This is a genomic window from Hyphomicrobiaceae bacterium, from assembly GCA_041397645.1.
Lineage (GTDB): Bacteria > Pseudomonadota > Alphaproteobacteria > Rhizobiales > Hyphomicrobiaceae > Hyphomicrobium_B.
In genome coordinates this window covers 1,032,668-1,056,449 of the sequence record JAWKWE010000004.1, presented here as the reverse complement: position 1 = coordinate 1,056,449, position 23,782 = coordinate 1,032,668, and the positions used below count along the sequence as shown (strand labels likewise).

24 protein-coding genes are annotated in these 23,782 nt (G+C 60.0%); 10 read left to right on the top strand and 14 right to left on the bottom strand.

The features are described 5' to 3' along the window. Positions 1-28: 28 nt before the first annotated feature. Positions 29-442, bottom strand: a complete 414-nt coding sequence (locus tag R3D51_04880; GenBank protein ID MEZ5898813.1) for a YraN family protein — start codon at positions 440-442, stop codon at positions 29-31. After that, positions 439-1,383 carry a 16S rRNA (cytidine(1402)-2'-O)-methyltransferase gene (gene rsmI / locus R3D51_04875; protein ID MEZ5898812.1) on the bottom strand — a complete coding sequence of 315 codons (945 nt, stop codon included), beginning with the start codon at positions 1,381-1,383 and terminating at the stop codon, positions 439-441. Before rsmI ends, R3D51_04880 begins: the two co-directional genes overlap by 4 nt. Positions 1,384-1,594: 211 nt before the next feature. Here rsmI and R3D51_04870 point away from each other — a divergent pair, with 211 nt between their 5' ends. Beyond that, a complete protein-coding gene (locus tag R3D51_04870) occupies positions 1,595-2,830 on the top strand; it encodes a penicillin-binding protein activator (GenBank protein MEZ5898811.1) in 1,236 nt (411 codons plus the stop codon). A gap of 83 nt (positions 2,831-2,913) precedes the next feature. Here the strand turns inward: R3D51_04870 and R3D51_04865 are convergent, their stop codons facing one another. From R3D51_04865 to R3D51_04850, 4 genes are all read right to left on the bottom strand, one after another. Further along, positions 2,914-3,120 (bottom strand): hypothetical protein, encoded by a 207-nt coding sequence (locus R3D51_04865; protein ID MEZ5898810.1) that lies wholly within the window; start codon positions 3,118-3,120, stop codon positions 2,914-2,916. A 368-nt stretch (positions 3,121-3,488) separates the two neighbouring features. Then, positions 3,489-4,877, bottom strand: coding sequence for a DUF1287 domain-containing protein (locus R3D51_04860; protein ID MEZ5898809.1), 1,389 nt, complete (start codon positions 4,875-4,877; stop codon positions 3,489-3,491). A gap of 199 nt (positions 4,878-5,076) precedes the next feature. Further along, positions 5,077-5,982 carry a tRNA glutamyl-Q(34) synthetase GluQRS gene (gene gluQRS / locus R3D51_04855; protein ID MEZ5898808.1) on the bottom strand — a complete coding sequence of 302 codons (906 nt, stop codon included), beginning with the start codon at positions 5,980-5,982 and terminating at the stop codon, positions 5,077-5,079. Then, positions 5,979-6,545, bottom strand: a complete 567-nt coding sequence (locus R3D51_04850) for a hypothetical protein (GenBank protein ID MEZ5898807.1) — start codon at positions 6,543-6,545, stop codon at positions 5,979-5,981. Before R3D51_04850 ends, gluQRS begins: the two co-directional genes overlap by 4 nt. Positions 6,546-6,636: 91 nt before the next feature. Between R3D51_04850 and R3D51_04845 the strand changes: the two genes are divergently transcribed. The 3 genes from R3D51_04845 to R3D51_04835 all read left to right on the top strand — a co-directional run bounded on the left by R3D51_04845 (position 6,637) and on the right by R3D51_04835 (position 9,183). Next, positions 6,637-7,338, top strand: a complete 702-nt coding sequence (locus tag R3D51_04845; protein ID MEZ5898806.1) for a DNA-3-methyladenine glycosylase 2 family protein — start codon at positions 6,637-6,639, stop codon at positions 7,336-7,338. A gap of 145 nt (positions 7,339-7,483) precedes the next feature. Then, a complete protein-coding gene (locus tag R3D51_04840; GenBank protein MEZ5898805.1) occupies positions 7,484-8,044 on the top strand; it encodes an HNH endonuclease in 561 nt (186 codons plus the stop codon). Between the two features lie 167 nt (positions 8,045-8,211). Continuing rightward, entirely contained in the window at positions 8,212-9,183 is a 972-nt protein-coding gene (locus R3D51_04835; GenBank protein ID MEZ5898804.1) for a cytochrome C, read from the top strand. Positions 9,184-9,267: 84 nt separating this feature from the next. On the opposite strand, the gene R3D51_04830 is transcribed toward R3D51_04835, so the two are convergent. From R3D51_04830 to rph, 7 genes are all read right to left on the bottom strand, one after another. Further along, positions 9,268-9,495 (bottom strand): hypothetical protein, encoded by a 228-nt coding sequence (locus R3D51_04830; GenBank protein ID MEZ5898803.1) that lies wholly within the window; start codon positions 9,493-9,495, stop codon positions 9,268-9,270. Between the two features lie 963 nt (positions 9,496-10,458). Beyond that, positions 10,459-10,974 (bottom strand): disulfide bond formation protein B, encoded by a 516-nt coding sequence (locus R3D51_04825; protein ID MEZ5898802.1) that lies wholly within the window; start codon positions 10,972-10,974, stop codon positions 10,459-10,461. Positions 10,975-10,998: 24 nt separating this feature from the next. After that, a complete protein-coding gene (locus R3D51_04820) occupies positions 10,999-11,577 on the bottom strand; it encodes a YqaA family protein (protein MEZ5898801.1) in 579 nt (192 codons plus the stop codon). Between the two features lie 62 nt (positions 11,578-11,639). Next, entirely contained in the window at positions 11,640-12,968 is a 1,329-nt protein-coding gene (gene hemW, locus R3D51_04815) for a radical SAM family heme chaperone HemW (protein ID MEZ5898800.1), read from the bottom strand. Then, entirely contained in the window at positions 12,965-13,870 is a 906-nt protein-coding gene (rdgB, locus tag R3D51_04810) for an RdgB/HAM1 family non-canonical purine NTP pyrophosphatase (GenBank protein ID MEZ5898799.1), read from the bottom strand. The genes hemW and rdgB overlap by 4 nt, the downstream gene beginning before the upstream one ends. Before the next feature lie 13 nt (positions 13,871-13,883). Further along, positions 13,884-14,294, bottom strand: a complete 411-nt coding sequence (locus R3D51_04805) for a VOC family protein (protein ID MEZ5898798.1) — start codon at positions 14,292-14,294, stop codon at positions 13,884-13,886. Positions 14,295-14,408: 114 nt separating this feature from the next. Beyond that, entirely contained in the window at positions 14,409-15,122 is a 714-nt protein-coding gene (rph, locus tag R3D51_04800) for a ribonuclease PH (protein MEZ5898797.1), read from the bottom strand. Positions 15,123-15,380: 258 nt separating this feature from the next. Here rph and hrcA point away from each other — a divergent pair, with 258 nt between their 5' ends. The 4 genes from hrcA (at position 15,381) to dnaJ (ending at position 20,946) form a co-directional block, all read left to right on the top strand. Then, a complete protein-coding gene (gene hrcA / locus R3D51_04795) occupies positions 15,381-16,439 on the top strand; it encodes a heat-inducible transcriptional repressor HrcA (protein MEZ5898796.1) in 1,059 nt (352 codons plus the stop codon). Positions 16,440-16,584: 145 nt separating this feature from the next. Further along, on the top strand, positions 16,585-17,259 hold the full coding sequence (gene grpE, locus R3D51_04790; GenBank protein MEZ5898795.1) for a nucleotide exchange factor GrpE: 675 nt from the start codon (positions 16,585-16,587) through the stop codon (positions 17,257-17,259). A gap of 432 nt (positions 17,260-17,691) precedes the next feature. Next, positions 17,692-19,617, top strand: a complete 1,926-nt coding sequence (dnaK, locus tag R3D51_04785; protein MEZ5898794.1) for a molecular chaperone DnaK — start codon at positions 17,692-17,694, stop codon at positions 19,615-19,617. 168 nt (positions 19,618-19,785) lie between these two features. Continuing rightward, a complete protein-coding gene (gene dnaJ / locus R3D51_04780; GenBank protein ID MEZ5898793.1) occupies positions 19,786-20,946 on the top strand; it encodes a molecular chaperone DnaJ in 1,161 nt (386 codons plus the stop codon). 10 nt (positions 20,947-20,956) lie between these two features. Here dnaJ and R3D51_04775 read toward each other — a convergent pair whose 3' ends face one another. Then, complete coding sequence (locus tag R3D51_04775; GenBank protein ID MEZ5898792.1) at positions 20,957-22,183, bottom strand: FAD-dependent monooxygenase; 1,227 nt, start codon at positions 22,181-22,183, stop codon at positions 20,957-20,959. Between the two features lie 117 nt (positions 22,184-22,300). Here R3D51_04775 and tesB point away from each other — a divergent pair, with 117 nt between their 5' ends. Continuing rightward, positions 22,301-23,206, top strand: a complete 906-nt coding sequence (gene tesB / locus R3D51_04770) for an acyl-CoA thioesterase II (protein MEZ5898791.1) — start codon at positions 22,301-22,303, stop codon at positions 23,204-23,206. Positions 23,207-23,433: 227 nt separating this feature from the next. Next, on the top strand, positions 23,434-23,772 hold the full coding sequence (locus R3D51_04765; GenBank protein MEZ5898790.1) for a P-II family nitrogen regulator: 339 nt from the start codon (positions 23,434-23,436) through the stop codon (positions 23,770-23,772). Positions 23,773-23,782: the final 10 nt, after the last annotated feature.

Here is a 23,782-nt window from a genome sequence, read left to right as displayed (position 1 = left end):
TAACGACGTCAAACAGATGGCCTACGGATTACAAAGCCCCAATCAAGTGCTCGGGCCACCGTCGCGGAATTACGAAGATCACGTCGAAACGCAATTCGTCATCGTTAAAGCGATGATGCCGGGCGAGCCACACCTCGGCTGCCCGGCGTACCCGCGTCCGGGTCTCATCCGTCACGGCAGCTTCACACAATGCGCGAGTCGCACGTTGTTTGACCTCAACAAAGGCAACGCATCCGCCGCGACGCGCAATGATATCAACCTCGCCGACTTTGGTTTTGAAACGCCGGTCCAAGATCCGGTAGCCTTTGAGGCGCAAGCTCAAAGCGGCCACGGCTTCCGCAGCCTCTCCACGCGCCAACGCCTTCAGCCGCGCAACACGCGATCCTTCGCGCGACTTATCGTTTTTCCCTTTAGCGTGTGCGTTTGCAGGCGTCCGTGTCATTCCTCGTCCGCGTGTTCATCTTTTTCCTTGAGACCGATGGCATAGACGCGGGACTTCGCAACGCCCAGCGCGTCTGCGACCGCGGCTGCCGCATCTTTCAAACGCATCGAAGCCAGCGCGACCTTGAGCTGGGCGGCAATCGCGTCATCGTCCACGGGCAACGCTTCCGCCGGCCCGACTACAACGACGATCTCGCCCTTTACGTCGCGCTTGGTGAAGTCATCCGCCAGCGCTTTCAGCGCGCCGCGCGCCAGTTCTTCATGAAGCTTGGTCAACTCACGAGCAACGACGGCTTGGCGCTCACCGAGTACCTCTGCCATGTCGAACAAGCTCTGCGCCGCGCGCTGCGGCGCTTCGTAAAATACAAGTGTTCCTGGCACGCTTTTTAGGTCTGACAATCGCGTCCGTCGCGCGGCTTGCTTCGGCGGAAGAAACCCCGCGAAAGTGAATTGATCGGTTGGCAAACCTGCCGCACATAGTGCCGTAACGAGCGCGGACGCCCCGGGGATGGGAAATACCGGCAACCCCTCTTGCCCACACGCGCGCACGAGTTTGAAGCCGGGATCTGCGATCAATGGCGTGCCCGCATCGGAGATCAGCGCAACCCGCCCGCCGGCTTTGAGACGCGCGATCACGCGCGCGCGTTCCGCATCCTCATTATGTTCGTGAAAAGGTAGAGTTTGTGCTTGTATGCCGTAGTGCTGCAAAAGGCGCGCAGAACCGCGCGTGTCCTCGCAGTAAACCACATCTGCGTGGCTCAGCACGTGAAGTGCGCGCAGTGTGATGTCAGCCAAATTGCCGATCGGAGTCGCCACGATATAGAGTCCAGCGGGCATCGCCCGCATGTCGAGACGTGCGACCTCCCCGACGATGCGTTGCACAATCCGCCGACTGGCACCGATACCTTGGTCTGCGTCCGAATCATCGTCAGGGCGCGACAAGTGTTTCTCCTCAAATTTCTCTTCCGTTTCGGCGTATTGCGCGCTGGTGTGACTCGCGAGCCCTTACGCCGCCCGCGGCCATTGGCTAAGCCTTTTGATGTCGATAGCGCACCAAACTACTACAGTGTGCCATCCGACATGCCTACAGCCTCCGCACCGTGCCGTTTACGGAGAATGCCCGCAAATCCGATCCGGAGTTCTACCCGACACCATGCCGACCGCCAAACCAGCAGCCGCATCACTGGCCATTCTGCTTGCAGCCGCAATCTCGGCTGGATGCGGTTCCAATGTCGGTTCGCCGGGCGCAACGGCTTCCATCGACGGTCAAACCGCCCAAGGCGCGTTGCTGACGCCGAAGGTGCCGCCCGCCCGCGTGGCTCTTCTGCTGCCGCTTTCGGGTTTCGGCGAACCCGCGCAGATTGCCCGCGGTATGAGGCAGGCCGCCGAAATGGCGATGTTCGAAGCCAATGGAACCTCGATCCAGCTCATCGTGAAGGACGACGGCGCGAATGCCGAAGGCGCGCGCCAAGCTGCCAACGCCGCAATCTCTGAGGGCGCGGAAGTCATCCTGGGGCCGCTGCTGTCGAAGGCCGCAGGTGGCGCAGCGGAGGTGGCGCGGCCCTCACGCATTCCGGTCGTGTCGTTTTCCAACGATCCCACCATCGCTGGCAACGGCGTCTACTTGATGAGCTTCCTCGCGGCTGATGAAGTCACCCGCGTCATCGATTACGCGACCCAGCACGGCAAGCGCCGGTTCGCGGCCCTCATTCCCGCAAACGCCTACGGCCAAACCGTCGAGCAGCCGTTTCGCGATGCGCTAACGGCAGCCGGAGCAGAGTTGGCGACAGCGGAAATCTATCAACCAGATGCCAGTGGCCTGCAGGAAGGCGCCAAGCGCGTGGTGGCCAAGATCCAGGCGGCTGAGGCCGCAGGAAAGCCTATCGACGCGCTCTTCCTACCGACCGGGCCCGACGAGATCGCTCAACTCGCGCCTTTCTTCGGCTATGCTGGCCTCGATACGAAAAAGGTGAAACTGATTGGCACGTCGGCTTGGGACATCCCCTTCAATGGCCGCGATACCGCGCTGTCGGGCGCTTGGTACGCCTCAACGGATCCGCAATCCTGGGCATTATTCGCGCAGAAATTCCAGGCCAACTTCGGCCAGCAGCCGCCTCGGCTGGCGACACTCGCTTATGACGCGGTGCGGATGACGATTGAACTCTCTCAAAATCCACCGCCCGCTCGCTTCGGCGACGCCTACATCACCCGACCCAACGGCTTTGTGGGCGTTGATGGCACGGTTCGCTTTGGCGCCGACGGCAAAGCTCGGCGCGGGCTCGCGGTTTTGGAGGTTCAGAAAGACCGCTCAGTTGTCATCGACCCGGCAACTGGTGCGCGCGTTCCGCCGCCAACCGCCAATCCCGTCATATCGAGCGCGACGCCTTAAGCGAATCTGCGCGCCACCTCGTGAGGCCACTCAATCGTAGTGGCCGCCCTGCAATGGCAAAACTTTCCGAAAAAGAAATGGGCTCAAGCCGCGAGAGCGGCAGCGCCACGGCGACTTGCCCGCGGCTGCAGACGATGGACAACCGCAGCCTCACGCACCAGCGGCTCACTCATCACGGCGGTCAGTTCGTCAAATAGGTTGTAGAGCGCATAGGTCGCAAGATCGAGTTGCTGGGCGGCGCTGGCCTGGAGTTCTCGCGCGGAGGTCGCCGACGTGATTGCGGCGCTCATCACACCGGAAATCCGGTCCCACTGGTCGTTTGCGGAAAGTTTTTTGGGTTCCTGGACAAATGCCACCGGCCGCGAACGCGCGGCGCTTGAACGCGTCCTACGGCGTCCAAACCACGATTTTAGTCCGAAAAGATTGACCGTATTGGCAAGTATCGACACTGCCTAGCCCGCTCGCCCGTGTTTCCCTATATGCAGAATTGCGCTTATTCGCGTAATTCCACAAGCAATTATTGCCCGTATTTGAATTGTAGCACCCAATCAGCATGCGGATCTATCCGCTACAGGAAATAGAGTTTCACCCAAATTCTTTAGACTGGGTTAATTTCGGGGGCTTCACGCTCATTCCAATGATCGGCAATAGCCGTGTCTTATTGGCTTGTTTTGGCCGGTTTCGCCTTAGCGCCGGGCATTCGCTTGCTCAATGTCGACTTCACCTGCCCGAGGCCCGACTTGTCGTCGCCGTTCTTGGGGGAGGCGGGAGCCATTGCAGCGCCCTCGCTTAGCGCGACGTCTTTAATTCGACGCCGCTTATTCAAAAAACTGGAAAGAATGGGATCAATACGTCCGCGATAGCGATAGTGGCCGGTAATGCGATCGACGAATAAGGCGTCTTCCAATTGCGGTCCCCAGCCGCGATTATGCACGATCATCGGCCTGCCTGACGGCGCAATAACATCGGAAACAATCGCAATATGATCGCGCGATCCACTGTTTTGCGGCCGGTCGTAAGTGACGATATCACCCGGGAGATAATCCTCCGCAAAATCGGTAATGGGCGCACTGGCGCCTCGGGAGGCAAAATACCGTCGCAGCGTGAAAGTCCGCCGGTGGGCAATGCTGGTGTCGGCCGAACCAATGCGGGAGGCATGAATAAGCGCCTGAAGATCGATGCCAAGCGTTCTGTAGGCGCGGATCACGACATCGGTACACACACCGAATAAAGCTGGCACGTCGCCCATCGGATAAGCCAGCTTGCGATACTTGTCCGTGTAGACGACGAAGTCGCTTGTCTGGCGAAGCGCGGCTGCGGCAAGCGCACGACCGAATTCATCAGATTCCGATTTTGGCGATGTCGCCGGCTGTGCAGTGAGTGAATTCTCGACACTGCAACGGCCTGGATCGCCCTCAAGAGCAAGATTGCGTGAGACCAAGGGCGTCAGCGGGCCCAAAGCGGCAAGCTGTGCGGGCCACCGGGATTGGGAAAGCTTGGATGGTTCTGTGCTGGCCGATGCGTCGGCAACATCGCCTGAAGATGCGGCGGCTTCTCCTGATGGGCCGCGCGCCGCGGCCGTCTGAAGGCGCGCTGCTGGCATGGCCAGTGTGCCAGGTCCGTCTTCAACGGCTTGCGAAGGTCCTCCCATAGCGTCTTCGTCGCGCACCAGTATAGCGGCGCCCGGTGTTCGTTCTCTAATCAATGTCGCTACGGATTTCGCATACAGCGAGTGAACTGGGCTCACCGCTGTAATCTCGCGGCTTGGCATCGCAGCGATTTGCAAAGAGCGCGCCACGTCCAGCCGCCAAGACGCGGCGATGGCCAGAGCGGCAACAAAACAGAAGCCCACGACAAGAAGGCCATTGTCGCGACCGACACCGGGCCTAACGCGCGTTGCTTCGGCGGATGCTAAGGTTTGAGCCGGTATGCGTAGAGGTCGGTCGTGCGACGCGCAATCCAATTGTTGGCGGAAGCGATTGAAAGCATCGCGGTCGTGGGCGGAGCGTGCATAGCTCGGCATAGCGGGACGCGCGCCGCCGCCCATTCGGCGGCCGCGCTTGTGCCGGGCCGAACGAATGCCCCGCCTGCGCGCCTCGCAACTCATAGGCTCACGACCACTCTTTACCCCAAACCTTCGCCTCTACCCCGTGCCCAAGAGGATGCGCTCAATCTAGAGCAAACCCGAACGGCGGCAACCTGCCGTCCGTTTTCGCCAACAGCTGTGAAAAAATTACGACCGATCTTCAGCCCGAGGAGGCCGCAAGCGCATCCGAACCGATCAGACGAAGAACTTCATCGGCAGTAACCCCGGCCGCACGAAGGCTGGCTAGCGACTGCGCGCCCGTACTTTTTGAAAGCTTCTGTCCCAGACCGTCCACGATCAACCGGTGATGGTGATAAAGCGGGGTAGGCAGATCAAGCAGGATCTGCAGCACGCGCTGCGCATCTGTGGCGGCGAACAGATCCATACCGCGCGTCACATGCGTAATGCCTTGGCGCGCGTCATCGACGACAACCGATATCAGATAGCTCGACGGCGTCTCCTTGCGCAGGACGATGACATCCCCCCATCGCAGCGGATCGCAAACCACGATTCGGCTTCGGCCAACGCGATCTATCTCGGTAAAGGTGATGGGTGCGCCACCCAGCTTGTTGCGCGCAAGGGCAACGGCACTCTCCATATCGAGGCGCATCGCGAATGGTTCGCCCTTGGCGATTTCTCGCCTGACATCTTCTTGCGATCGACCCCGCCAAATTCCCGGATACACAAGCGCGCCTTCCGGATCGAGCTTCTTGGGATCCGCTGCCGCGACAATCTCCTTGCGGCTGGCAAAGCAGGGATAGAGCAATCCCATATCGTCAAGTTTGGCGGCGGCTCTTTTGTAGTCCGCAAGATGATGCGATTGAAACAGTACCGGCTGCTCGAACGCAACGCCGAGCCAAGCCAGATCTTCGAAAATGCCAGTGACGTATTCCGGCCGCACGCGGGTTTGGTCGATGTCCTCGATCCTGACGAGGAAGCGTCCCCCCAATCGCCGTGCCAGTTCAAATCCCGTTAGCGCGGAAAGAGCATGTCCCAAATGCAGCGCCCCGTTCGGCGACGGTGCGAAGCGCAAAACCGGCTGTGCTGGTTCCTGTAATCGTGTCAATCACACATGCCTGTTCGTCCGGCGCCAGGAGAAAAAGAGCGCGCCACCGCCTCCACCACACGATCGTAAAATTTGCGCTCGGCAATAGGATACAACATCGCCCAACTGTTGATCAGCCGGCCGCCGCACGTGAAGCTGACGCGCTGATAAAACATCTGGTCACCTTGCTGTCCCGACAGCACGAACCAAGTCTTGCGCACCGGCGCATAGTCGATCTTGGTGCCGGCATAGTGCTCCGATAGCAGGAATTGGCGGTATTGCTCCAGAGAATTGTTTTGCGAATTGTCGAACGCGCCGAATAGAAGTCTGGCTTTGCCATCTTTGGAGTAGAGAACGCGGCCTTCATCCGATCTGGGTGCTTCGCGCTGCTCAAACACATCGACCGGATAGGCAATGGCATAGCCGTGCCGCTCGTTTTTGACGGTCGCCCACTCTGCAAGTTTGGGACCTGCGCTTGCAGGACGTCCAAGGAGAAAACTCCAACTCATCAGAATAAACAAGACGGCCAAATGCTTTGCTAAACGGGATTGATCCCCGGACTTGGCGCAGAACGCAAACATCATGGACCTCACGTAACGATTGCGAGCCTTTGCGGCTCGAATATCCTAAGATCCAAGTTTGCTGCGTTTAACTGCCCCAGCGCGAGAAACTATCATGCGCAACGAAGTTCAATCGCCCTTCAACGCCGGGTCGGCCCATGTCGTTCTGAGCGATGACGCCGCACTTGAAGAAGCAATCGCGCAGCTTTCCCGGCAGTGTCGCATCATACGAGGCGTACACGCGCGCACCGGCACACCGCCGTTGCGCGACTTCCCGGCGGATTTCAGCGGGCTAGCAAAGATCGTCGTCGGTCAGCAACTGTCCGCCAGCAGCGCGGCGGCAATATGGGGCCGCCTTTCACAAGCCGTGCGCCCCTTCAAAGCTGCAAAAATTCTCGCCATGAGCGATGCCGAGCTTCGCGCGCCGGGTCTATCGGCCGGCAAAATCAGGACACTGCGCGCGATCGCCGATGCGGTGACCGCAAAGCACGTTGTTTTCTCGCGATTGAACGGCTCGCCGGAGGAGGACGTCATTTCCACCCTCACGCAGATTCACGGCGTTGGGCCGTGGACAGCGGAGATTTATCTCCTGTTCGCGCTGCGCCGCGCCGATGCTTTCCCCAGCGGAGATCTGGCGCTTCAACTCGCGGCTCAGAACGTCATGAAGCTCAAGGCTAAGCCAACGCCGCCCGAGCTGCGCGATATTTCCGAGCGTTGGCGCCCCTGGCGTGGCGCAGCCGCACGCCTACTTTGGGCAGACTATGCGTTGCAGCGCAGCGCCACCACCGCCCGCCCCACCGTGTCGCGTTCAAAATAATTGATCCAACAGAACAACTTACAACGAGTTGTGGGCTAAACCCGCAGCGCTTCACATATTTGATATGCGAGGCTAGTATCCCGCCGTCTGGTGGGACGACACCACGCGATTCGCTACAGATCACACTGCAAGGAAGCGCGAGAACGTGAATGCTCACACTACGATACCGGACAACTGTCCGGCGCTGGTCTTGAACGCCGATTTCCGGCCCCTGAGCTATTATCCTTTATCGCTCTGGAGCTGGCAGGAAACGGTGAAGGCGGTCTTTTTGGATCGCGTCAATATCGTCTCCGAATACGATCGGTTTGTGCGCTCCCCCAATTTGGAGATGCGCCTTCCCTCCGTTGTCTCGCTGAAGACCTACGTTCGACCGGCCCTTTATCCTGCATTCACGCGGTTCAACGTGTTCTTGCGAGATCGCTTCACCTGTCAATACTGCGGTGACAAGAGCGATCTGACGTTCGATCATCTCATTCCGCGTTCGCGTGGTGGCCTCACACGTTGGGACAACGTCGTCACCGCGTGCGCACCGTGCAATCTCAGGAAGGGCGGGCTGATGCCGCGCGATGCGGGTATGCATCCCCGGCAAGAGCCCTACAGGCCCACCGTCTTCGAACTGCACAGGAACGGCCGGCTCTTTCCGCCCAACTATCTGCACGATAGCTGGCTCGACTATCTCTATTGGGATACCGAGCTCGAACCGTAGTTCGAGCGATGGCTTTTGACGGCCAACGCGACGTGATCACGTGCGCACCGCAGCAAACTTACATCTCACAATACTGACGTAGCGGTTCGCTTTCGCTTCAGCGCTAGCGCCTGTAGGTTTTTCTGGGCAGCTCGCCCGCACGACAAAAGCCAAAAGGCACGTTAGGGATGAAGCGACAAGCGCAAGTCATTTTGAGCCTAGGGCTCATGATGCTGGCCGGGCTCTGCAGCGCATGGGCCGGCGACACCGATCTACCGTTTTGGGCTTACCCCGACACGCCGACGAAACCGCCCGTGCCGGTCGATGACGGACAGATGCGGATGCTGCCGGAAAGCTCCAAGCAGTTCTCTTTCGCCGAGTTGCGCGATTTTTTCAGCCCGCCGGACTGGTATCCGGAAGATCATCCGCCGATGCCTTCGTTGGTGGCGCACGGCGCAAAGCCTAAAGTGTACGCGTGCGGGTACTGTCACCTGCCGACCGGCATGGGACGGCCGGAGAACGCGCCAATTGCCGGGCTGCCTGCCAAATACATCCTGAAGCAGGTCCACGAAATGAAAAGCGGCGCGCGCAAATCATCCCTGCCAGAGCATTATCCCCAGGCGCTGATGTGGGAGCTGGCGGCGCAGGCGGCGACCGATCCTGGACTTGAAGAGGCGGCTGCCTATTTCGCCTCCATCAAGCCAAAGCAATTTATGAAAGTGGTTGAGACCGATACCATCCCTAAGGTTGAGGTCATGCACTGGATCTACAAGAAAGCCGATTCGGGTGGCACAGAGCCGCTCGGCAACCGCCTCATCGAACTTACCGACGACTTCGCGCGGTTCGGCAAGCGCGATGGTCGAATTACATATACGGTCTACGTACCGCCCGGCAGCCTCGCGAAAGGTGAGGATCTTGTCAAAACTGGAGGCGGCAAGACGACAGCGTGCGCGACTTGCCATGGCGGCGACCTCAAGGGGCTTGGCCTTGTGCCCCCGATTGCGGGACGGTCGCCTAGTTACATAGCGCGACAGCTTCATGATTTCCGAACCGGCGCGCGCAGCGGCGACTACTCCGAACTTATGAAGCCTGTCGTTGCCAATCTCACCAACGACGACATTATCGCAATCACCGGCTATCTCGCGTCGCTCAATCCCTGAGCGCAGCGCAAGTCGCAAAACAAAAGGACCCCGTCGCCATTCGGCGGGGTCCTTTTGTTTAAACCGAATGCGAAGGCGTTGCCGCTAGGCGGCGCGAGCCATCGGATGCGCGCAGATCTCGGATGCGATCTGATCGACCGCCTTGTCCCAATTGGGAGCTTCCTCGCTATCAACCTTCAAACCGAATGCAGCCAGCGCTTCCGCCGGAGTGCCGCCGTCGCGAAATACGCTGGCGCAGGTCTGACGGCTCACGGCAAGGGCCTGATGCCACTGAATAGGATTGACGTGATCGGGGAGGGACTGATGAGTCATGGCCTCGCTCCTTTTAAGACTGGCACAATTAGACTGTCTGACACGGGGGGACGGCTTCCGGGGCTTCATGATCCCCAAAAGACGCAACGCTTTACGCAACACGAACTTGAACGCTTGAACTCGAACACTAGAATTAGGCGGCAGACACACAGAGCGCTGAAGGGCACCACTACGCGAGACCGTGCCAAATGGTGCCTACATGAGGGCTAACTCGTTTACGCTCCGTATGCCTGCCAACTCGCTCGGAACCGGATCGGTTCCGTAGAATTCCACTGTTACCTGCCGGACGTCGGGGGAACGACCCCGGCAGGACTTATCTTCGCCTTTGACAACACGCTGGCGACAACGGAGCGCAACTGACGCCACTCTTGGTGTGCCGCACCGGATTTTGCCGGCGCCGGGATATTGGAAGTACGCGGGACTTGGGGCATCGCTGCTGGCTTTCTGAACGTGCGGGCGAGCCGCCCAGACATACGCTCAGACTTATCTGTCCAAGCCGCTCGCCTTGATTTTTTGAACGCACCTAAGAGAACACTCCGAGGCGTCGTTTCATACTCGAACGCAACCCTACGCAACTCAACGCCACACAACGCAACTGGTACGCTACGCTTACAAAAATCGGTTTTTGGGATACGCGGGCCAGACTGGGCCCAAACAAGACGCGATACCTTGCCCGAGACGCGGGCGGCAAAACTGGGTGCGAGGCACTCGCGAGGGGAACGCGATACGAAAGACACAGGACAAAACCCTCAACGCAACTTACTCAAACCGCCGGTCGAACCGGCTTGTGTCCCCGCGAACGAAGAGAGAATTGCCGTCTCATTTGGGCAACGGAAAGGCGCGATTCCGGTAAGGGGATGGCTTTTTCCTTGACGCCAGACAACAGCATGGAATTTCAAGAGCTTAGCAGGCGCAGAAGCTGTGGAGAAAAATTCTTGTTCTATGCGAAGGCGAGACCGCGGATCAGAGTGGCTCGGCGGTGGCCAACGCGGCGCGCAAAGCACAAGCGCCGATAATGAGCGACACGATGACGTTCCAGCCCGCCAGCGACAGCCCGAAAATGCGGATGGCTGCCTCATCGCAACGAATGACGGTCGTGGTTTCGAGCTGCTTCAGCAGATCGCCCGCCGATGTGGCCATCGACTGAGTGCCCGCGCACGTGTCGGGACCGGGCCAGAACTTCCACTCCGCACCGGCCTGGTAGACGCCGAGACCGCTATTGGCGAGGAAAGCGAGCGCCGTCAGCCCGAACAACCACGCGGCCGCGCGCTTGTTGCCCCCTGAAAGTAAGGCGAGCGCCGCAAACAGAACCGGAATTCCAGCGTAATAGGCCCACCGCTGCATTAGGCACAGATGGCACGGAGGATATCCGGCGTACTCGAAGCCCCACGCACCCAGGATCGTTGCCGCGGCCAGAAAAAGAGCGATGCTACCGGCCTGATAGGCGGTGCTACGGCTGGCGGGCAACTCGATGGACATTGGGATCGTTCCCTTCGTGCGGTCCTAGAACAGATACTTCACAGCGACGAAACCACCAACGAGAAGCACCACGAATACGGTCGTCACCAGCGTCAGCCGCTTTTCGATGAAGGCGCGGATCGGCTCACCAAAGAAGTACAGCAGACCTGCCACCAGATAGAAACGCATGGCGCGCGCGACAATGCTGGCCAGCGTAAAATGCAGCAAGTCCATTTTTGCGACGCCCGCTGCTATCGTGACGACCTTGTACGGGATGGGCGTCATGCCTTTGAGAATAACTGCCGGCACGCCGTATTCGTGAACAAACTGTATGAACCCGTCGAGCGCGCCTTCCTTGCCATAGAACCTCAAGATCGGCAGACCTACGGCGTCGTAGAGGTAGTATCCAATGGCATAGCCGAGCATACCGCCCACCACGGAAGCGACGGTCGCGATGGTCGCGTACCAGAACGCCTTTTCACGACGCGCCAGCACCATCGGAATAAGCATCACATCGGGCGGAATTGGAAAAAACGAGCTTTCAATGAAGGACACGATGCCCAACGCTTCGGGCGCGCGGTCGCTAGCAGCCTTCTGCATCATCCAATCGTAGAGTTTTCGCATCGTCCTCGCCTCGCCCCCGCATTGGCCCCCACCAGTGCTTCTTCCGGCGGATGCGACTTGATCTAGTTGCCCACGCCTGGATTGTCCATTGTCAGCCCAGACGCGGCGGGCGCGAAACTGGCTGCAAGCTCCGCGACGACAGCATTCAGAACAAAACGGCCCCTCGGTGTCGCGCGGATGCGATTCTGCGAGGGCCGCGCTTCGACGGGCAGGTGGTCAGGCCGCATTCCCGGCCCCAGGCACATTGCAATCTCGTCCAATTCGTTGCCGCGCCATGATGGGCTGGCCTGCGGCGCGTCCAATCTTTGCACAAGCCCCAATCGCACAAGTCCGTCGATGACATCTCCTGCTGGCGCGACGCGCGCGAGTTGCGCCAAGCGCGTGAGATCGACGCCTTCGGTGAGACGCAGGCCCATCAGCAGCATTTCGTCAGCTTCCTCGGCAGATGCCAGTGGCGTCAACTCGACATATCCACGCCCAGTGGCTTCCACGCGCTCCACCCACCGTTCCGGGTTGCGCTCGGCGACACTCGCATGACGCACGCCGTCAATGAGAAGTCGGCCATGCGCTCCGGGACCGATGCCCGCGTAAGAGCCATATCTCCAATAGAGCAGATTGTGCCGGCTCTCCGCGCCGGGCTTGGCGTGATTGGATATCTCATACGCCGCGAGCCTCCTCATGGAGGTGATCTCCTGTGTGATTTCATAGAGCGCAAGGGCGGCGTCCTCATCGGGCACGACAAGTTTCCCCGCGGCATGAAGGGCGGCATAAGGCGTGTCCGGCTCAATCGTGAGCTGATAAAGCGAGATGTGATCGTCGGCGAGGTCGAGCGCCTCAGTCAGTTCATTGCGCCACTGGCTCGGCGTCTGTCCTGGCCGCGCGTAGATGAGATCGAAAGAATAACGCTCGAAAGTCGCGCGCGCGATGTCGAGCGCGGCGCGCGCCTCTGCGACGGTGTGAATACGCCCCAGCTTCTTGAGGTCCTCATCCCGCAGCGATTGCAGGCCCATCGATACCCGGTTGACGCCAGCTTCACGATAACCTTTGAAGCGCCCCGCCTCGACGCTGCCCGGATTAGCTTCAAGGGTGATTTCTGCATCGCGGGCAACCGGCCACAACTTTGCAATATGATCGAGAATGGCGCCGACCGTCTGCGGCTTCATCAGGGAGGGCGTGCCGCCTCCGAAGAAAATTGAAGAAACGCTCTGCTCCTCACCCGTGCAGGAGATCTTTTGCGCAACCCAGTCCAACTCGCGCACATAGGCGGAGAGAAAACGCGCCTCGTCCCAACCACCAAAGCGGACGTGCGAATTGAAATCGCAGTACGGGCACTTCTGGGCACAAAACGGCCAGTGGATGTAAACGCCAAACGCGGTCGTAGGAGTGCTCAAGACTTGTCTTTCACGCTTGCCGCCAATAGCGCCTTGGCAACGGTGCGCCATCGCGGCTCCTCGTCTTTGATGTCATCATCGTTGAAATAGCCTTGAATCGCCGCAAGATAAGCATCGAGGTCGCAAACAGCCCAGGCGTCCCTGTTGCCCGCCAGATCCTCGCGTAGGCTTGCGAGAAACCGAAACAGCTCCTCCTTCGTGGAGAGGTTAGCAGCCGCAGCCGACAAGGCCGCAAGATCACGCCCGGGCGCAGGCGCGCGGTCTGCCGCGCCGACGTGCTCAAGACACTCCGATTTGAACTTGGCGAACGCGCGCGTGCGGTGAGAAATGGCGTACTTCTCCTTCGGCTCCATCTCGCCAAAGGTCTTGTCCTCGCCATCCGCGACAAACATAGGGTCGTAGCCGAACCCGTTCCCGCCACGCGGTGGCCAAACGAGATAGCCGAAGACCTGACCGGCAAACAGCCGGGCTTCGCCGTCGGGCCAGGCGAGACACAGAACGGAGGTGAAATTCGCGCGCGGGCCTTTGGATGCCGACCCAAATCCTGTCCAGGCGCTTCGCGCGGTGATCTCGTCGGCCACACGTTTCATGGCGACACCGAAGTCCTTGCCAGGTCCAGCCCAACGCGCCGAATAGATGCCCGGAGCGCCACGCAGACATTGCACCTCTAAACCTGAGTCGTCCGCGAGTGCAGGAAGTCCCGATCCTTTCGCCGCTGCCATCGCCTTGAGTCTGGCATTGCCCTCGAAGGTCGTCTCGGTCTCCTCTGGCTCGGCAAGGCCAAGATCGCTGGCGGAAACTGCATCGAGGCCGTAAGGCGCGATGAGCTGGTGGATTTCCCACACTTTGCCGGGGTTATGGCTGGCGACGACAATGCGCGTTCCGCGCTGCAGTTGATTCATGATGCGGCTGATCTCACAGTCCCCAAATGCGCGGTTCGGCAAACTCCAAGGCGTTGCCCGAAGGATCACGGAAATAAATCGATCGCCCACCACCGGGCCATTCGAAATCCGCTTCGATTGTCACGCCTTTGCTCTCCAGGTGCGCGCGCCATCGACTAATCTCGTTAGCGCTGGCGCTGAAGCAGACATGCCCTTCGCCCTTTGCCCCGTGGGGTGGAACCGGAAGTTTTGCGTCGGCGGGCGGAGGAATGAGGGTGGTGTCCGGATTGAAGATGAGCAACATCTGAGACTGAAGCCTGTAGAACAATTGCCGGCCGGCGAGTTTCGATACCGGCTCAAGGCTGAGAACGTCGCGATAGAATGCTTCAGTTGCGTCGAGGTCTTGCGCATAAATCACGGTTTCAAGAACGCTGGAGGGTTTCAAAAACAGCTCCTTTCGTCTCGCCGGATCGTTTGCACATCAATTGATGCCGTGGCGGCGTGTCATCCAGACCAATGCCGGTCCAGCGATACCGCCACGACTTGCCTGTTTCGTGCCTCAACCCACGGTGAGCTTTTGCAATTGCGCCAGCTCCCCGATGCCCTTCTTAGCAAGAAGCATGAGCTGGTCGAATCGCTCCTGGGTGAAAGGTATCGTCTCCGCAGTGCCTTGGACTTCCACGATGCCGCCCGTTCCGGTCATGACGAAATTGGCGTCGGCGTCAGCGTTGCTGTCTTCGGCGTAGTCCAGATCAAGCACGGGCTCTCCCTTGTAGAGGCCGCAAGAGACCGCGGCGACGCTATCGCGCAGAGCGCCATCCTTCACCATGTCGCGCATCTTCATCCATTGGATGCAATCATGCAGCGCCACCCAGGCCCCGGTAATCGCGGCGGTGCGCGTGCCGCCGTCGGCTTGGATCACATCGCAGTCGATGGAGATCTGGCGTTCGCCAAGCTTGGTCAAATCGACAACTGCACGCATGGCACGTCCGATCAGACGTTGGATCTCCTGAGTGCGGCCCGACGCATGGCCGACCGTCACTTCGCGGCGGGTACGCTCGGATGTCGCGCGCGGCAGCATGGCGTACTCTGCCGTTACCCAGCCGCGTCCCTGGCCCTTGAGCCAAGGTGGCAAACGCTCTTCCAGGCTTGCGGTACACAGAACATGCGTATCCCCGAACTTTATCAGGCATGAGCCCTCGGCATGCTTGGAGACGGCGCGCTCTATAGATACACGGCGCAATTCGTCGGGCTTTCGCTTGGAGGGTCGCATGAGACTCCTGGGATCTGGATCTGAAGGGGTAAATTCGGCGCGACCCTAAAGAAGCCGCCCCCCGCCTTCAACCGGAAAGGCGCAATAGACGGCTTCTTGGGCCAAGTTGCGCAATCGCGAGCTGCGGGAAGTTGGGAAACTGCCAACTGCTTCAGAGCGATAGAGTTGCTTAGCCTTCCGAGCGATGGCGTTTGACGAGGGGGCGCATTGTCCCTTTAATGGTCCATCCTCGTGTCATTGCCTGAACCTCGAGTGCCCATGATCAACGGCGGAAACGAGCTTGCCAAGCTGAATGAACGGTCGCGCACCATTCTGCGGCGCATCGTTGAAAGCTACCTTGCGACGGGCGAACCGGTCGGTTCGCGCAACCTGTCGCGTGCGCTGCCCATGAGCCTGTCGCCCGCTTCCATCCGCAACGTTATGTCGGACCTTGAGCATCTGGGCCTTATCATATCGCCACACACATCGGCGGGTCGCCTGCCGACCCAGCTCGGCCTACGGATGTTTGTCGATGGTCTGCTCGAAGTCGGTGATATCTCGCAGGACGAAAGAAAGCAGATCGAGTCCCAAATCGGCTTTCAACGTGAAAAGTCGGTCGATCAGCTGCTAAGCGAAGCGGGCGAAATGATCTCGGGCCTGTCGCACTGCGCGGGCGTGGTTTTGGCGGAAAAGCAGGTCGCGCGGCTGAAACATATCGAGTTCGTGCCCTTGGAGCCGGGCAAGGGCCTTGTCGTCCTCGTTGACGAAGATCAGAACGTCGAGAACCGGATTATTCCGCTTCCCGCCGGCATTCCGCCCTCCGCGCTGCAAGAGGCGTCCAATTACCTCAACACGCATACGCGCGGCCTGACGCTGCCTGAAGCGCGAATTGCCATCGAAAAGAGCCTTAAGGAAGCCAAAGCCGAACTCGACCAACTGACGCAGAAGGTCATCACGGCCGGATTTGCGGAATGGTCTGGCTCGACTGACGACCGCAAGAGCCTCATCGTGCGCGGACAAGCGAACCTGCTCAAAGACCTCACGGCTGCTGAAGATCTGGAGCGTATCCGCCAGCTTTTCGACGATCTGGAAGAGAAACGTGAGATCGTCCATCTGCTCGGATCGTCCGAAAATGCCGATGGCGTGCGCATTTTCATCGGCTCTGAGAACAAGCTTTTTTCGCTGTCGGGCTCATCTTTGGTGGTGGCGCCGTTCCGTGATCAGACCCGGCGCGTCGTCGGCGTCCTGGGTGTGATCGGCCCGACGCGGCTCAATTACGCGCGTATCATTCCCATGGTTGATTACACAGCCAAACTGATTAGCCGCATCATTCCTTGAAAAGGCCGTGGGCGGCGGCAAAAGCCGATCGCGAGATGCGTCAGCCTCACAGGCCGCTCCTGCGACGTGTAACCAGGGGCGACTTGATTTTTGCGGCGCACAGGCCGATATCGGGCCCCCAAGTGGCCTTTCATCCGGAGAACCGATGAGCGACGAAAAGAATCAACCCCCGCAGCAACCGCAAGCTACGTCTGGCGAGCGCCCAAAAGCGGCGTCTCAGGGGGACGATCTGGCGGGACTGGAAGGCCTTATAGGCCCCGAGCAACTGCGCGAGATGATTTCAGCCCTGCAAGGCGAGCTGGATAAGAAAACCGCCGAAGTTGCCAGCAAGCAGGACCAGTACGTGCGTGCCGTCGCCGAGATGGAGAACGTGCGCCGCCGGCTGGAAAAAGAGAAGGTAGAGACGGCCCGTTACGCGATCAGCAAGTTCGCTAAGGATATTCTCACCGTAGGTGACAACTTCCAGCGCGCCATCGCAGCCGTTCCGCAAGAAGCGGTTGCGGCAGACCCCGCCTTGAAATCATTGCTGGATGGCGTTGTGCTGGCGGAGCGCGATTATCGTGGCGCGCTCGAGCGTCACGGCGTGAAGCCGATCGAACCGACCGGACAGGCCTTCGACCCCCACTTCCATCAGGCGGTCATGGAGCGTGACGACGCCACGGTGCCGTCAGGAACCGTGCTTCAGGTCTACCAGATCGGCTATCTGCTCGATGATCGTTGCCTGCGGCCGGCGATGGTGGTCGTTTCGCGCGGCGGCCCTAAAGTCGCACGGCCAGCCGAAACGGCACCAAGCGAGCCACCGCCAGCCAATGACGGCTGACGCCTATAAATTCAGGGCTGAGGATCAAGCTTATGATGACCGCGGACCAGCCAAATGGGTGTGACCAAGCGCCTTTCGAAATCCGACGCGGGGCGCCGGCTACTGACAACGGCGATGGGGCCTTCTGGATCTCTTGCATAACATTCGGAAATGACTGCGCTTTGCAGATTGTCTCGTTCACGGACAATGTGCAAAGAAGCCTTTGAGGAGACATTCGACCTGTCGTCACGCGACCGTTGCAGCGCCCGAAAGCCTGCTTATATATCCGCTACATAGGATATCCAAATCCTGGGGACTGAAGCTGGAGGCCTTGAAATAAGGTTCAGCGTGCTGGTCGCCCAAGACGGCGGTCGTCATGTATGACAGGGTGTCATTGGTGAAGATTGCCGTGGGGCCAGTCGGTCTGCCGCAACCGAAGAAGGATTGATACTAATGGGTAAAGTAATCGGCATAGACCTTGGTACGACGAATTCCTGCGTTGCCGTTATGGAAGGCGGGAAGCCGAAAGTTTTAGAGAACGCGGAAGGCGCGAACACGACGCCGTCCATTGTTGCATTTACCTCCGACGACGAACGGCTCGTCGGCCTGCCTGCAAAGCGCCAGGGCGTCACCAACCCCACCAACACGTTCTTTGCCATCAAGCGCCTCATCGGCCGTCGCTTCGACGACCCGGAGGCCGAGAAGGACAAGAAGCTTGTGCCCTTCAAGATCGTGAAGGGGCCCACGGGCGACGCCTGGGTTGAGAGCCACGGCAAGCAGTATTCTCCGCAGCAGATCTCGGCCTTCATCCTGCAGAAGATGAAGGAAACGGCTGAAGCCAAGCTCGGCGAGCCGGTGACGCAGGCCGTCATCACGGTTCCCGCTTACTTCAACGATGCCCAGCGCCAGGCGACGAAAGACGCCGGCAAGATCGCCGGGCTCGAAGTGCTGCGAATCATCAACGAGCCGACGGCGGCCGCGCTCGCCTACGGCCTCGACAAGAAGAAAGACGCCAAGACCATCGCTGTCTACGACTTGGGCGGCGGCACGTTCGACGTTTCGATCCTTGAGATCGGCGACGGCGTGTTCGAGGTGAAGTCGACCAACGGCGACACCCACCTTGGCGGTGAAGATTTCGATATGAAGCTCGTCAACTATCTGGCTGACGAGTTCAAGAAGGAACAGGGAATTGACCTGAAGAACGACAAGCTCGCGCTTCAGCGTCTGAAGGAAGCTGCTGAAAAGGCCAAGATCGAGCTGTCGAGCGCCCAGCAGACCGAAATCAACCTGCCGTTCATCACCGCCGATCAGACCGGCCCGAAGCATCTCACGATGAAGCTGACGCGCGCTAAGCTCGAAAGCCTCGTTGACGATCTCATCCAGCGCACCAAGGCGCCTTGCGAAAAGGCGCTGAAGGATGCGGGCCTCAAGGCTGCGGAAATCGACGAGGTCGTACTCGTCGGTGGTATGACGCGCATGCCGAAGGTCCAGCAGATCGTCAAGGAGCTGTTCGGCAAGGAGCCCCACAAGGGCGTCAATCCTGATGAAGTCGTCGCTATCGGCGCGGCCATTCAGGGCGGCGTGCTCAAGGGCGAGGTGAAAGACGTCCTGTTGCTCGACGTGACACCGCTTTCGCTCGGCATCGAAACGCTGGGCGGCGTGTTCACGCGCCTCATCGACCGCAATACCACCATCCCGACCAAGAAGAGCCAGGTGTTCTCCACGGCGGAAGACAGTCAGGGTGCCGTGACGATCCGCGTCTCGCAAGGCGAGCGTGAGATGGCGGCCGATAACAAGCTGCTCGGTCAGTTCGATCTCGTTGGCATCCCGCCCGCACCGCGCGGCGTGCCTCAGATTGAAGTGACGTTTGACATCGACGCCAACGGCATCGTCCACGTTTCGGCAAAGGACAAGGCCACTGGCAAGGAGCAGTCGATCCGCATCCAGGCTTCCGGCGGTCTGTCGGATGCCGACATCGACAAGATGGTCAAGGACGCGGAGGCGCACGCCGCTGAGGACAAGAAGAAGCGCGAGCTGGTCGAGGCCCGCAATCAGGCCGAAGCCCTTGTCCACGGGACGGAAAAGTCTTTGGCCGAGAACGCTTCGATTCCTGCGGTTGCAGCGATCAAGGATGAGGTTGAAACCGCTATTGCCGCGGTCAAGACCGCCATCACGGGTGAAGACACTGAGGCCATCCAGTCGGCCGTTACCGCGCTGACGCAAGCTGCCATGAAGATCGGCGAGGCCGTCTATACCGCCAAGGGCGGCGCTGAGGGCATGCAGGCGGGCGAGGACGGCGAGACGAAATCCGAGAGCGGCGACGATGTGGTCGACGCCGACTTCGAGGAAGTCAAGGACGACAAGAAGAAGTCCGCGTAACGGTTTGCCGGTTTCCGGCAGGTTGAAACGCGGACCCTCCAGAGAGCCGGCGCGGATCGCGCCGGCTCTTGAGCGTTAAATGAGACACCTCTTTCGCAGGCTTTTTAGAGGCCCCATGCGTCAGCACAGACCTGAGCCGGGACCGAAGAGAAAAGGATGCGCGCTACGATGGCAAAGCGCGACTACTACGAAATCCTAGGCGTGGCGCGTAACGCCAGCGACCAAGACCTCAAGAGCGCCTATCGCCGGATGGCGAAGGAATACCATCCCGACCGCAACGCGGGCGATAAGGACGCAGAGCGTCGCTTCAAAGAACTGAATGAAGCCTACGAAGCTCTGAAAGACCCGCAAAAGCGCGCCGCTTATGACCAGTTCGGGCACGCAGCGTTCGAGGGCGGCATGGGCGGCCGCGGCCCCCACGGCTTCGGCCCCGACTTCGCCTCCTCCATGTCGGACATCTTCGATGATCTGTTCGGCGAATTCATGGGCGGACGGCGCGGCGGCGGCGGCGCAGGCGCACGCGCGCGCTCCGGAGGCCGCGAACGCGGGGCAGACCTGCGTTACAATCTCGATATCACACTGGCGGAAGCCTACTCCGGCAAGACCGCCGAGATCATTGTCCCTTCCAGCGTTTCTTGTGAAACGTGCTCGGGCACCGGCGCCAAGGCCGGCAGCAAGCCGAAGCCCTGTGCGACCTGCGCCGGATACGGCAAGGTGCGCGCGAGCCAGGGCTTTTTCACCATCGAGCGGACCTGCCCGGCCTGTCAGGGCCGCGGTGAGACGATCGATGACCCGTGTACCACCTGCCAAGGCTCGGGCCGTGTCACTCGTGAGCGCAAGTTGTCGGTGAACATTCCCTCCGGGGTCGAGGACGGCACGCGCATTCGGCTTGCGGGCGAGGGTGAAGCTGGCTTGCGCGGCGGACCATCCGGCGATCTCTATATTTTTCTCTCCATTGCACCCCACACATTCTTCCAGCGCGATGGTGCGGACGTGTTCTGCAAGGTGCCGATCTCGATGACGACGGCGGCTTTGGGTGGCCAGATCGAAGTGCCGACGCTTGAAGGGACCACGACGCGGGTAAAGGTTCCCGAAGGCACCGAGACCGGCAAGCAGTTCCGCCTAAAAGGCAAGGGAATGCCAGTGCTGCGTTCGAAGGTGATGGGTGACATGTACATCCAGGTCGATGTCGAGACGCCCAAGAACCTGACGCGCCGTCAGCGCGAGCTGTTGGAAGAGTTTGAAAAGGAAAGCCACCGCGAGACGAGCCCCGAGAGCGCCGGGTTCTTTGCGCGGGTAAAGGATTTCTTTGAGGGCAAGACCGGTTGACGGCGCGCAGCTAAACCAGCTCGCCACGCACCATCTTAGGCGTATCTCCGGTCAGCCCCGCGGCCTCCTCGACAATCAGCGACTTGAGCACGCCGACACGGTCAAGGGTGCCAAGACCGACACCGCGCGCGACCCGCAACAGAACATTGTCGACACTGAAGAGCCGGTTCAATCCGTCATAGACCGCCGCCGACATGGTGGTGTCGAACCGACGCCAACGCTCGTATCGCTCTAGCGCCTCCGCGTGACCCAGATCGAAGCCGAGCCGAGCGGCATCGGCGAGGCATTCGGTCAAAGCAGCCACATCGCGAAACGCCAGGTTGACGCCTTGGCCCGCAATCGGATGCACACCATGGGCGGCATCGCCAATCAGCGCAAAACGCGGGGCTTTGAGACTGCGCGCGAGTTTCACGTCAAGCGGCCATGATTGCGGCTTGCCGACAAGTTCGATCTCGCCAAACCGACCACCGATACGCTTATCGAGTTCTGCGAGAAAACCGGTGTCATGGAGGGCGAGCACACGCGCGGCTTCGTCGTCCGCGGAGCTCCAAGTTACGCAGGCGCGGTTGTCCGTCATCGGCAAAACGGCAAAGGGTCCGCCGGGAAGGAAATGTTGGATGGCGACGCCATAATGCGGCTCGCTGAAGCGTACGATTGCAACGATACCGCGCTGACCATAGCCCCATCCAGTCGTCTTGATGTCTGCAGCATCGCGCAACCGCGAGCGGCGACCTTCGGCGGCAACAAGGAGTGCTGAGCTCAGTTCCTGGCCATCCGCCAACCGGGTCTTTATGGACGCCGCCGCGACCTCCAATCCGACCGCCTCGGCAGGTGCGATCCAACTGACGTTTGGGTCGCCGTCCAAAGATGAAAAGAGCGCCCGATGCAGTTCAAAGCTGGGCACGATGTAGCCCGCAGCAGCGCCGTCGGATGTCGTCGCATCATAGGTGAGCAGCGCGCTGCGTAGGCCGTCGTCAAGAGCGGTGTCGGTGATCTCGATCGACGACATCGGCTGCGCCACACTCTCAAGGCTCGTCCACACCCCAAGCGCGTCGAGCACATTGCGAGCGCCCGCCCAGATCGCGAACGCTCGCGTATCGCCCGTCGGCGGACCGGCAGCCCGATCGATCAGGGCGATGACGAGATCCTTGCCGAGCGCGAGCCGCAGACTGCGCGCCAATGCGAGGCCCGCAAAGCTTGCACCCGATATGACTATGTCAAAAGTCTTGGCCGACATGAGTTCAGAATACTCCAGGCTTCGGGCGAAAATACATAACGTTTTGAAAGCCCTTGCACTCCAGGCCCATTGTGGCCAAACCTCACGTCCAACCGCAATTGGGAAATGGGTCTTACGATGTCCTCCAACGCCGCACCTGTAGCTGGCAAAGCGCTCGAAGCACTGATTGCGGCCTTGAGGTTGGAGCGGCTCGAGGACAACCTGTTTCGCGGCCCGAGGGCCAGCATCGGCTGGCAACGCGTCTATGGCGGGCAAGTGCTCGGGCAGGCGCTATCAGCGGTCTGCCAGACAGTTGACGAGGGCCGCTCGGTGCATTCGCTTCATGGTTACTTCCTGCTGGCGGGCGATCCCAACCACGACATCATTTATGACGTAGATCGGATCCGCGACGGCGGCAGCTTTACGACCCGCCGGGTCAAGGCCATCCAGCACGGGCGGCCCATCTTCACCATGAGTGCCTCATTTCAGAAGCTGGAGGGCGGCTTCGAGCATCAGGCCACTATGCCCGAGGTTCCAGAGCCCGACTCGCTACCGACCGCCGCCGAGCTGATGTCGGCGCTTACCGGCCAGCTGCCCGAAAACATGCGGGCCTATTGGCATCGCGAGAAGCCGATCGAGATGCGCATCGTCGATCCCAGCCGCTATACCAGCCGGGAAGCGCGCCCGGCCACCCAGGCCATCTGGATGCGGGCAGATGGCTCCGTTGAGCCCGACGATCCCACGATCCACGCCGCCTTGTTAGCCTATGCCTCGGATTTCACGCTGCTCGATACCGCGCTGATCCGCCACGGCAAGATGCTGTTTGATCCCGACGTCCAGCTCGCCAGCCTCGACCACGCCATGTGGTTCCACCGGAACTTCAAAGCCAACGATTGGCTTCTCTACGTCCAGGAGAGCCCATCAGCCTCGGGGGCTCGTGGCTTTTGTAGGGGGCTAATTTTCGACCAGAGCGGCCGACTGGTCGCCTCGACGGTCCAGGAAGGACTTATGCGGCAGCGCACCACGTCTTTTCAGATTAAATAATAGGCAAAATGGCATTTTTGCACAGTATTAGTGCAGACGATGGCGGGATTTTGGCGGCCTCATGCCCAAGATCTCAGCTTAATACATTGTAAATCAGTGTGTTGAGCACTGCCCAGCTAGTTGGCACAGCTCTTGACTCTCTGTTGCGCGGTTACCCGGGGGTCCCCCCTGGTTTCGTCGCAATATGTAATCCGGCAGTTCGTCGGGAAAGGGAGAGGGGGCTTAGCATGAAGCTCATCACTGCAATCATAAAACCCTTCAAGCTCGAGGAGGTTCGCGCTGCGCTGACCGATCTGGGTCTGCAGGGCATGACGGTCACCGAGGTCAAGGGTTACGGCCGTCAGAAAGGGCACACGGAGATTTATCGCGGCGCCGAGTACGCGGTCAGTTTCCTCCCCAAAATTAAGATTGAGGTCGTTGCTCCGTCGGCTCAGGTGGACAAAGCCCTCGCCGCCATCCAGCGCGCGGCCAAGACCGGCCAGATCGGCGACGGCAAGATCTTTGTCTCCGCCATCGAACACACCGTTCGTATCCGCACGGGCGAGTCTGACGACGCCGCCCTTTGAGCCTCGCTCA

Excerpts from the sequence above, each read along its gene's own strand:
- R3D51_04765 (MEZ5898790.1), top strand. The coding sequence starts at position 23,434 with ATGAAGCTCATCACTGCAATCATAAAACCCTTCAAGCTCGAGGAGGTT.
- R3D51_04845 (MEZ5898806.1), top strand. The coding sequence starts at position 6,637 with ATGCGCAACGAAGTTCAATCGCCCTTCAACGCCGGGTCGGCCCATGTC.
- R3D51_04860 (MEZ5898809.1), bottom strand. The coding sequence starts at position 4,877 with ATGGGCGGCGGCGCGCGTCCCGCTATGCCGAGCTATGCACGCTCCGCC.
- hrcA (MEZ5898796.1), top strand. The coding sequence starts at position 15,381 with ATGATCAACGGCGGAAACGAGCTTGCCAAGCTGAATGAACGGTCGCGC.
- tesB (MEZ5898791.1), top strand. The coding sequence starts at position 22,301 with ATGTCCTCCAACGCCGCACCTGTAGCTGGCAAAGCGCTCGAAGCACTG.
- rdgB (MEZ5898799.1), bottom strand. The coding sequence starts at position 13,870 with ATGAATCAACTGCAGCGCGGAACGCGCATTGTCGTCGCCAGCCATAAC.
- R3D51_04830 (MEZ5898803.1), bottom strand. The coding sequence starts at position 9,495 with ATGACTCATCAGTCCCTCCCCGATCACGTCAATCCTATTCAGTGGCAT.
- dnaJ (MEZ5898793.1), top strand. The coding sequence starts at position 19,786 with ATGGCAAAGCGCGACTACTACGAAATCCTAGGCGTGGCGCGTAACGCC.
- R3D51_04880 (MEZ5898813.1), bottom strand. The coding sequence starts at position 442 with ATGACACGGACGCCTGCAAACGCACACGCTAAAGGGAAAAACGATAAG.
- R3D51_04850 (MEZ5898807.1), bottom strand. The coding sequence starts at position 6,545 with ATGATGTTTGCGTTCTGCGCCAAGTCCGGGGATCAATCCCGTTTAGCA.
- grpE (MEZ5898795.1), top strand. The coding sequence starts at position 16,585 with ATGAGCGACGAAAAGAATCAACCCCCGCAGCAACCGCAAGCTACGTCT.
- R3D51_04870 (MEZ5898811.1), top strand. The coding sequence starts at position 1,595 with ATGCCGACCGCCAAACCAGCAGCCGCATCACTGGCCATTCTGCTTGCA.
- rph (MEZ5898797.1), bottom strand. The coding sequence starts at position 15,122 with ATGCGACCCTCCAAGCGAAAGCCCGACGAATTGCGCCGTGTATCTATA.
- R3D51_04835 (MEZ5898804.1), top strand. The coding sequence starts at position 8,212 with ATGAAGCGACAAGCGCAAGTCATTTTGAGCCTAGGGCTCATGATGCTG.
- R3D51_04865 (MEZ5898810.1), bottom strand. The coding sequence starts at position 3,120 with ATGAGCGCCGCAATCACGTCGGCGACCTCCGCGCGAGAACTCCAGGCC.
- R3D51_04825 (MEZ5898802.1), bottom strand. The coding sequence starts at position 10,974 with ATGTCCATCGAGTTGCCCGCCAGCCGTAGCACCGCCTATCAGGCCGGT.
- R3D51_04820 (MEZ5898801.1), bottom strand. The coding sequence starts at position 11,577 with ATGCGAAAACTCTACGATTGGATGATGCAGAAGGCTGCTAGCGACCGC.
- R3D51_04775 (MEZ5898792.1), bottom strand. The coding sequence starts at position 22,183 with ATGTCGGCCAAGACTTTTGACATAGTCATATCGGGTGCAAGCTTTGCG.
- dnaK (MEZ5898794.1), top strand. The coding sequence starts at position 17,692 with ATGGGTAAAGTAATCGGCATAGACCTTGGTACGACGAATTCCTGCGTT.